Origin of the sequence: Pseudomonas marvdashtae, assembly GCF_014268655.2 — a bacterium.
GTDB classification, from domain to species: Bacteria; Pseudomonadota; Gammaproteobacteria; order Pseudomonadales; family Pseudomonadaceae; genus Aquipseudomonas; species Aquipseudomonas marvdashtae.
Genome location: NZ_JABWQX020000011.1, coordinates 1 through 1,425 on the forward strand (window position 1 = coordinate 1; position 1,425 = coordinate 1,425).

1 protein-coding gene is annotated in these 1,425 nt (G+C 55.4%); it reads left to right on the forward strand.

Going from position 1 to position 1,425, the window contains the following annotated elements:
- Positions 1 to 83: 83 nt before the first annotated feature.
- Positions 84 to 1,415 carry an IS4 family transposase gene (locus HU742_RS26715; protein WP_189664530.1) on the forward strand — a complete coding sequence of 444 codons (1,332 nt, stop codon included), beginning with the start codon at positions 84 to 86 and terminating at the stop codon, positions 1,413 to 1,415.
- The last annotated feature ends 10 nt before the right edge of the window (positions 1,416 to 1,425 follow it).

Here is a 1,425-nt window from a genome sequence, read left to right on the forward strand (position 1 = left end):
CGTAATGCTGTTCACTTAAGCATTTGAGTCCAAGCCGGGCTTTCTAGAGAATCCGATGTCAGACCCTGGCATCGGATTTTTTTATGCCCATTCAGCAGCAGTTGCTCGACCTCGGCGATCTCTTCAATTTTTCTGACCTGAGCACCTTCACTCAGAACATCCCCATCGAGTGGGTAGCGAGTGCGCTGAACCTCTCGGCGCAAGCCACGATACGACGGCGCCGCTTGCCGAGCGATCAAGTTCTTTGGCTAGTTTTGGGCATGGCTCTGTTCCGCGATGAGCCTGTTCATGAGGTCGCCAGGCGTTTGAATATCTGCGCGCAAGGCTTGGCTTCTGATCAGTTGCTGGCCCGAAGCGGGGTAACTGAAGCTCGCAAAAGGCTGGGCGCTGACCCAGTTGAATCGCTGTTCCGTCAGACCGGTAAACATTGGGGCAACGAGCGCTACGAGGGAGATGACTGGAACGGTCTACAAGTCTTCGCGGTGGACGGTGCACTACTGCGAACTGCTGACTCACCTGAGCTCAGAGAACATTTTGGCTCCGGTAATACCGGCACCGACCGTCAGACCCCGTTTCCGATGCTGCGGCTCGTTGCGCTGATGAATGTCCGTTCGCATGTCATCCTCGATGCGCAGCTCAGCCCTTATCGGGGCAGTGAAATGCGGTTGGCCGAAACGTTTCTGGGGCAAATTCCGGACAATTCGATCACCTTGTTCGACAAAGGCTTCTGGGGCGCGGATCTACTGCTAAGCGTGGTTGGTGGCGGCACGAACCGACACTGGCTGACACCTGCTCGCAAGAATTTGGTCATGGAGGAAGTAGAGCGCTACGGCGAGCACGACCGTCTCGTCCGGATGAAGGTTTCCCCTCAGGCACGTAAACGAAATCCTGAGTTGCCCCTGAGTTGGGAAGTGCGTGAAGTTAGCTATGAAAGCCATGGGAAAGTCAGATCGCTGCTTACCTCTCTGCCTGTCGAGGACTACGACACCGCAGCTGTGGCTGAGCTGTACCTGGAGCGATGGGAGATTGAGCTGGGCTTCAGGGATATCAAAAGCTCGATGCAACAGAACGCGGTAACGCTGCGCAGTAAGAAAGTCGAGTTGATTTATCAGGAGGTCTGGGGGCTTTTGCTGGCTTATAACATTATTCGTAGAGAGGCCAGCCAAGCCGCTGTAGCGTTCGGCCGCGCACCTTCGGATATACGGTTCAAGCCTGCCTGCCAGTACATAGCGGTGCAGTTGATAGTGATGGCAGCAGCTAATCCGGTATCGGCAACAGGAAGGAGGCTAAGCGAGCTGAGGGGAGGAGTAGGAGGAATGTTTCTGAATCACCGCCCAAGGCCGGGAAGGCCAAGGACGGTGAAGATTTCCAAAACCCGGTACCCAGTGGACCGTAAGGCTGCTCCGCTTAAGTGAACAGCATTAC